The organism is Pantoea sp. CTOTU50773 (assembly GCF_032082325.1).
Classification (GTDB): domain Bacteria; phylum Pseudomonadota; class Gammaproteobacteria; order Enterobacterales; family Enterobacteriaceae; genus Pantoea; species Pantoea communis.
Window position 1 is genome coordinate 1 of record NZ_DAMDQC010000204.1, and the last position, 6,754, is coordinate 6,754.

General features: G+C 49.6%; 7 protein-coding genes and 1 pseudogene. 5 read left to right on the forward strand and 3 right to left on the reverse strand.

The genetic code is table 11. From position 1 onward, the window contains the following. Nucleotides 1–525, forward strand: a pseudogene (locus tag RT340_RS21000) (metal-dependent hydrolase); the annotation flags it as partial. 42 nt (nt 526–567) lie between these two features. Here RT340_RS21000 and cycA read toward each other — a convergent pair. Next, nucleotides 568–1,959, reverse strand: coding sequence for a D-serine/D-alanine/glycine transporter (gene cycA / locus RT340_RS21005; RefSeq protein ID WP_058959632.1), 1,392 nt, complete (start codon nt 1,957–1,959; stop codon nt 568–570). Between the two features lie 284 nt (nt 1,960–2,243). Here cycA and RT340_RS21010 point away from each other — a divergent pair, with 284 nt between their 5' ends. Continuing rightward, nucleotides 2,244–2,942, forward strand: a complete 699-nt coding sequence (locus RT340_RS21010) for an extensin family protein (protein ID WP_313377647.1) — start codon at nt 2,244–2,246, stop codon at nt 2,940–2,942. On the opposite strand, the gene RT340_RS21015 is transcribed toward RT340_RS21010, so the two are convergent. Next, nucleotides 2,943–3,617 (reverse strand): DUF4396 domain-containing protein, encoded by a 675-nt coding sequence (locus RT340_RS21015; protein ID WP_034820313.1) that lies wholly within the window; start codon nt 3,615–3,617, stop codon nt 2,943–2,945. Nucleotides 3,618–4,168: 551 nt separating this feature from the next. Here RT340_RS21015 and sdiA point away from each other — a divergent pair. Together sdiA and RT340_RS21025 are read left to right on the forward strand one after the other, a co-directional pair. Next, nucleotides 4,169–4,891 carry a transcriptional regulator SdiA gene (sdiA, locus tag RT340_RS21020; protein WP_034820310.1) on the forward strand — a complete coding sequence of 241 codons (723 nt, stop codon included), beginning with the start codon at nt 4,169–4,171 and terminating at the stop codon, nt 4,889–4,891. Between the two features lie 122 nt (nt 4,892–5,013). Next, a complete protein-coding gene (locus tag RT340_RS21025; protein WP_034820307.1) occupies nt 5,014–5,625 on the forward strand; it encodes an acyl-homoserine-lactone synthase in 612 nt (203 codons plus the stop codon). Between the two features lie 31 nt (nt 5,626–5,656). On the opposite strand, the gene RT340_RS21030 is transcribed toward RT340_RS21025, so the two are convergent. After that, complete coding sequence (locus RT340_RS21030) at nt 5,657–5,884, reverse strand: DUF2594 family protein (protein ID WP_034820303.1); 228 nt, start codon at nt 5,882–5,884, stop codon at nt 5,657–5,659. Nucleotides 5,885–6,313: 429 nt separating this feature from the next. Between RT340_RS21030 and RT340_RS21035 the strand changes: the two genes are divergently transcribed. Beyond that, nucleotides 6,314–6,754: response regulator (locus RT340_RS21035; RefSeq protein ID WP_313377648.1), on the forward strand; the 441-nt coding region annotated here is incomplete at its 3' end.

The following is a 6,754-nucleotide window of genomic DNA, read 5'->3' on the forward strand; positions in this document are numbered from 1 at the left end:
GATGGAGTCGGACTGCGCTGGAATAAGGCCGGTTTGCTGGTCAGTACGCTGTATCTTGGCTGGAGCATGGTGGTGCAGGACGTGGCAACGCAGCATATTGCTCGTGATTTAACTGATCAATCCATCAAGCCGCAGCAGGCGCTGGTGACGCCAACGGCATTTAATACCCTGGTGTGGCGAACCGTGATTATGACCCCCGATCGTTACGGTGAGGCCTATTGGTCACTGTTGTCACCCGATCGAGCACTGGAAATTCATTGGCACCCGCGCAACCCGCAACTGTTCGATGCGTTTAAAGGTGACTGGTATGCCGAGCGGGTGGCGTGGTTCAGCCATGGTTTTTACGCCATGCGCCAGCAGGGTGAAGAGACCTTGATTTCGGATTTAAGGATGGGGGAAGCACCCAATTACACCTTCACCTTCAATCTGGGATCGGCACATGTTCCCGAACCGGCACCAGAAAGGGAGCCTTCTGTGCGACCTTCACTGGCGCAGGCATGGCATAAATTACGCGAAAGGTTATAAAAAAAAGCCCCGAGCATTCGGGGCTTTTTGTCGGCAGTGCTATCAGGCTTTACGACGACGTAACAACCAGCCCATGGTGAGAATGACGAACCACAGCGGCGTGACCATCAACGCCTGACGAGTATCATCCTGCAAGGTCAGCAAGACAATTACAAAGGCGAAGAACGCCATGCACACCCAGCACATCAGCTTGCCCAGCGGCATCTTGAACTTCGACTCAGCGTGACGTTGCGGATGCTGTTTGCGGTAAGCCAGGTAGCTGCACAGGATGATGGTCCAGACGAACATAAACAGAATCGCCGATACCGTGGTGACCATGGTGAATACCGTCATCACATCGGGGATCAGGTAAATCAGCGCAACGCCGCACAGTAGGCAGAAGCAGGAGAAAAACAGCCCGGTGGTGGGAACCGCGCGTGCCGACAGGCGGCCAAATGCTTTGTGTGCCACGCCTTGTTCTGCCAAACCGTACAACATACGGCTGGTGGAGAAAATGCCACTGTTAGCGGATGATGCAGCAGAAGTCAGCACCACGAAGTTAACGATGCTGGCGGCGGCGGGTAATCCGATCAGCACAAACATCTCAACGAAGGGGCTGCGGTCCGGCATGACCTGATTCCACGGCGTCACCGCCATGATCACCAGCAGTGCCAGAACGTAAAACATAATGATACGCACCGGAATAGCGTTAATCGCACGTGGCAGCACCTTGTGCGGATCTTTGGTTTCCGCTGCGGCCGTGCCGACTAACTCAATGCCGACGAAGGCAAACACCGCAATCTGGAAGCCAGCAAAGAAGCCGCTCAATCCTTTCGGGAACATACCACCGTGATCCCAGATATTGCTCAGGGCTGCCGCGCTGCCGCTGGGCGAAGGATAATGCATGCTCACCAGCACGATGCCAGTCACGATCAGGGCAACAATCGCCACGATTTTAATAATCGCGAACCAGAACTCCATCTCACCAAACAATTTCACCGTCGCAATATTGAGTGCCAGGAACACAAATATACACAGCAGTGCACTCATCCAGATGGAGAAGTCGGGGAACCAGAGTTGGAAATAGGCACTAATGGCCACCACATCGGCAATGCCCGTCACCACCCAACAGAACCAGTAAGTCCAGCCGGTAAAATAGCCCGCCCACGGGCCGAGTAAATCGGCGGCAAAATCGCTGAAGGATTTATATTCGAGATTAGAGAGCAGCAATTCGCCCATTGCGCGCATCACGAAGAACAGCATAAAGCCGATGATCATATAAACGAAAATGATCGAGGGGCCGGCCAGGCTGATAGTTTTACCTGAGCCCATAAACAACCCGGTGCCGATCGCGCCACCGATGGCAATCAGTTGGATATGGCGGTTATGTAGATTACGCTGGAGCTTATCGGGCTGCTCGGCCTCGATAAGCGCCTCTTTGGATTGATCAACCATAAATATATCTTTCCTGTTTTGATGTTGTGTCAGCTCTACTGGCTGTTAGATAACGTGCCGTTTGATAGGGCAAGTGGCATAAGATAGTGGAAAGGTTGCAACTCTCGGTAATTGTTTTTTTACAATTGTGACCTTTTGCGGGGTTTACTCTGTCAGTAAATATTTACATGGCATAATCCACGGTGAATTTGCGTAAATCTTCAGCAATTAAGCCTTTTCTGCGTTATCTCTCCATTTTGCCACCTACACTTACGTCTTCTTTTTATGAGTAAACGTGAGGTGTGATGCGCGCATTATTAGCGATTGCTCTGTTGGCATTATGTGGCTGGTGGAGTTTGCCGTGGCTGAAAACGCATCTGCCGCCACAGTGGAATCCATTTACACCGCTGTCGGTGACTGACCCTCCAGGATGGATGATGCGCTACAAATTGCAGCGCCTGGGTCACGATCCTGCGGCATGTATGGCGGTGATGCATCGAGCCAGTCAGCAGGGGTGGGTAGAATTTCGCGCCGTGCCAGCACTGCAAGGTGATTGCCCTATTGACCAGCCTTTGCGCGTGAGTGGTTTTGGTGAAGTGACATTGAGCAGCAGCTTTCTTGCCAGTTGCCCGATGGCGGTGAGCAGCACAATGTTTGTCGTCAGCAGCACTCACGCCCTTCAGCAGGCAGGTATCAACAGCCCGATTCGGCGAATCACCCACGTCGGCAGTTACGCCTGTCGAAATATCTATCATCGCCAGCAGGGGCGTTTAAGCGAGCATGCAACAGCAGATGCATGGGATGTGACTGGGTTTCAGCTTGCAGATGGACGCTGGCTGCAGGTGGCAAAAAACTGGCATCAACCTGAGGATGCGGCTGCAGGGCTTCGCGCTTTATGGCACAACGGCTGTGCGACCTTTGGTAATGCGTTAGGACCGGACTACAACGCCGCGCATGCCGGACATTTTCACCTGGGGATGCGCGGCGCCGGATACTGTCGTTAGTCAGACGGCGGGATTAAGCCCTCGTTTTATCAGGAAATGATTAGCGGGCCAGGAGAATAGAAAACCGATGATCATGGCCAGTTGTAACATAAACCAGAAAGCCACCAGCAATGGATTGATTTGTTGGTTGAGAACAAATTTTAGTGCCAGTGCCATAAAGATAAAAATACCTAATTGATAAATCAGCAGGGGAAACGTTTCGGTTTTAAACGCTAATAATAACGCCCGGCCAAATGAACGTTTTTCACGTTGACGGATAGCAAGGAACTGGAAAAATAAACCCACCACCAGAGAAACTATCAAGCAAATAATTGCCTGCATCCAGAGCGTTGGCATAATGGCGAACTGATTTAGCAAGGTGATTATTGGTAGGGTCATTATGTCGCCAAATATACAGGCCGCGGCAGATAATGAGGTGGAAATAAATATTGTTTGCCAGCTGGCATTACTCTGAATTTTTTGTGGAACCAGCAGCGCAAGTTTTACCTGACGTGAAGGTTTACGACCCAGATACCACCAGGCTAACCATCCGATGAACGGCATATAGAGGCCGGTCAGCGGCCAGATGATATTCATGATTGCCACCGGATGCGGGTGACGGAAAAGATCTTTTAAGATCATCAGCGCTGTACAACCGCCCAGTACAAGGAAAGGTAATGCCAGTTGGTTCATCATAGTCAGCCCCGTTATGATGCTCGAATACGCATGACAATGCGCCAGTATGGGTGAGGGCGCAACGTCTTCCCCTGAAAAGTCCACAGCGTCATCCCCCGCACATCCTCTAAGCGTAGCTGGAAAAGAGGGTGATGAAAATCACGTTATACCGCTCACTACAGAAATCACTGGGATTAAGAATGAACCGAATAGCCGTCGTCCCACAAATACCGCTATTACTCTCAGTAACCGCTTTCAAAGTGAGTGATTTTAGTTAATGACGATGCTAAAAATTTATCAATCTAATGATGATTTTCGATGAATAGGGTGATTGAAACTCCTTCGGAAAAATCCTATTCTAATAAGGAAGGAGGATTAAAGTTGTGAAGCTGTTGGCAAAATGTATCTGTTTTCAGTTCCCCATAATGGTAACGCATTGACAACAGGATGGTTATGATTGTTACCCCGCGGGCTGCTCTCATTTCAATCAATATTTTTTCTCAAGTTAATTTATTTTTTGTGTTAATCAGAACGAATAACAAGTTAAAGCGTGAAACAACGCTGAGGCAATAATGACGACCGATAATTATTTCGTCTGGCGTGGCGAAACTGAAAATGAATTTCAGGCGCTGACGGAAGTGATTCAAGTAAAAACGCTATTACAAAAACACATTGAAGCGATGGGTTTCGATTCATTCGCTTTCCTGGTTCAACATCCCGTGCCTTTTACCCGGCCGCGCGTGTTTTTGTTCAGTACTTACCCGGAAAGCTGGGTTAAGCGCTATGAAAGCGAAAATTATTATGCTGTCGATCCGGTGCTGTTGCTTTGTCAGCGGCCGGGACGAGGCGTGGAATGGACGCGGGATTTATTTACCGGTGCCGGTAATTTATGGGCTGAAGCGAATGCGGCAGGGCTCAACAGCGGCTTTTCTTGTTCGGCAATGGCGCCAAATCGTGCCATTGGTATATTATCTATAGCATCATCGCTTCACAGTCAGACTCAACACTTACGCGTTCAGCTAGAGGTGAAACTGCACCTTCTGGCGGAACTGAGTTTGCGCGTGCTGGAGCGGCTAAATGATAGTTCAATGGCGGTTTTATCTAACGATTTTAGTCAACGCGAACTGGAAATTTTGAAATGGACAGCGGAAGGAAAAACTTCTGCGGAAATTTCACTGATTTTAGCGATTTCAGAACATACGGTGAATTTTCACCAAAAGAATATGCAAAAGCGTTTTAATGTTTCCAATAAAACGCAGATTGCGTGTTATGCGGCGGCAATTGGCCTGATATAGCAAAAAGGCAACTACTAATTTTAGTAGTTCCCACTCTTTAGTCAGTTGTCTACCCTGCGCCGGAACTTTGCCAGGCTGGCGCAAAGAAATCATTGCAAACATGGGGATGTCAGGGGCGCATGATGAAAGTAATTCAAACACAGCTTAAGGATATGCCGTCCTCTCTGTTGGCAGAATTAGGAACGTATCGCTATAGCGTTTTTGCGCGGGGTGAAGGTTGGTCTATCCCGCCGCGCTTAAGTACGCCCGGACAGGAGTATGATCGCTTTGATCGCTCCGATGTCACCTGGATGATCGCCTGGAATGCGCGCCAGGGGATTTGCGGCTGTGCACGTTTGTTGCCCTGGCATGAACCAGAAGTGCCTGAAGGCATGGTGCTGCCGTTCGATCAGGAAAAAGTCTGGGAAATGTCACGCTTTTCAGCACGCCTTGAGGTGGATGCAGAACTGCCACTGACGATTTTGTGGCATGCGGTGCAGTTGGCGGAACTCAGCGGTATGGAGTACCTGATCAGCTCAGCAACGCCGATGCTGGAAAAAATGTTTGAGCAGCACCACGTCGTGTACGAACCTTTATCACCCGGGTTGATTCAATCTGAGGATAATCTGTTTGCCATTCGTATTCCGGTTCATCAACCGGCACTGGCGGACAAGTATCGTGGCACACGCCGGTTTAGTCCGGAAGAGGTGCTGCCGTCACTGGGTGTTTCAGTGAACTGGCAGTCGCACAGTTGACCACCCCGCGCATTGCGCGGGGCTTCACCGCTTACTGACGGTAGGCGGTTTTAATCTGACGAATGGTGTTGCTGAACACTTCCGCCTGCGGCTTATCCGCTAACGCGCTTTGCACATAGCGCTCCATGTTAATGATCACCTTACCGGCATCCGCCTGACCCATCCCTTTCAGAATCAGCGTCACCATCATTTTCAGGCAAGCGACTTCATCGGCCAATGCCTGGGTATCCCGCGATGTTGAAAAGTCTTCATCACTCATCTTTGACTCCTTGGTGGTGTTACTGAATGTAGACACAATATCTGTGTGTAAAAAACAGAGTATATCATATGGTTGAATGAGGAATTTATCCCAGGCGAAGCGGTGGAGATTAAACCCACATTAAATGGATGTTTGCGTTATTAACAGGCAGGAAGAATCAGGCGTTGAAGTTATTTTTATTAAGCAAAGCTCAGCGGTCAATGAAAAGAGCATAAATTATAACATAATGATATTAGTCACAATTTCACGTTTTAATTCTTGCATGCTAAACGTTTCACTCAAAAGATATCTGGGATTGAGCTCAACTTGATGTGTATCATTTCATTTGAGATTTATCTGCGTAGCCAGATGTTTTTTCCCCGGCAAACCCGGTAAGATGGCCCTCCTGAAATATATTTTTCCCCTCACTAACCTGCGGAGTAAGTCCCGTTGATCAGTCTGCTTCTTGTTGATGACCATGAACTGGTACGCGCCGGTATTCGCCGCATACTGGAAGATATGAAGGGATTGGTAATTGCCGGGGAAGTGGCTTGTGGTGAAGACGCGGTGAAATGGTGCCGCAGCAATCCGGTCGACGTGGTGCTGATGGACATGAATATGCCGGGCATCGGCGGTCTGGAGGCCACGCGAAAAATTGTGCGCTTCAATCCTGACATCCGCATTATTATGCTGACCATCCATACCGAAAATCCGCTGCCGGCAAAAGTAATGCAAGCCGGTGCGGCGGGTTATCTGAGCAAAGGTGCGGCCCCGCAGGAAGTGGTGAGTGCGATTCGTTCGGTGCACTCAGGCCCGCGCTATACCGCATCAGAAATTGCGCATCAAATGGCGCTTAGCCAAATCGAGCCGCAAAAAGCCGCATCGCCCTTT

Bases quoted from the DNA above. Each gene is read 5' to 3' on its own strand.
- RT340_RS21025 (WP_034820307.1), top strand. From the start codon at position 5,014: ATGAAAGTAATTCAAACACAGCTTAAGGATATGCCGTCCTCTCTGTTG.
- cycA (WP_058959632.1), bottom strand. From the start codon at position 1,959: ATGGTTGATCAATCCAAAGAGGCGCTTATCGAGGCCGAGCAGCCCGAT.
- RT340_RS21010 (WP_313377647.1), top strand. From the start codon at position 2,244: ATGCGCGCATTATTAGCGATTGCTCTGTTGGCATTATGTGGCTGGTGG.
- sdiA (WP_034820310.1), top strand. From the start codon at position 4,169: ATGACGACCGATAATTATTTCGTCTGGCGTGGCGAAACTGAAAATGAA.
- RT340_RS21015 (WP_034820313.1), bottom strand. From the start codon at position 3,617: ATGATGAACCAACTGGCATTACCTTTCCTTGTACTGGGCGGTTGTACA.
- RT340_RS21030 (WP_034820303.1), bottom strand. From the start codon at position 5,884: ATGAGTGATGAAGACTTTTCAACATCGCGGGATACCCAGGCATTGGCC.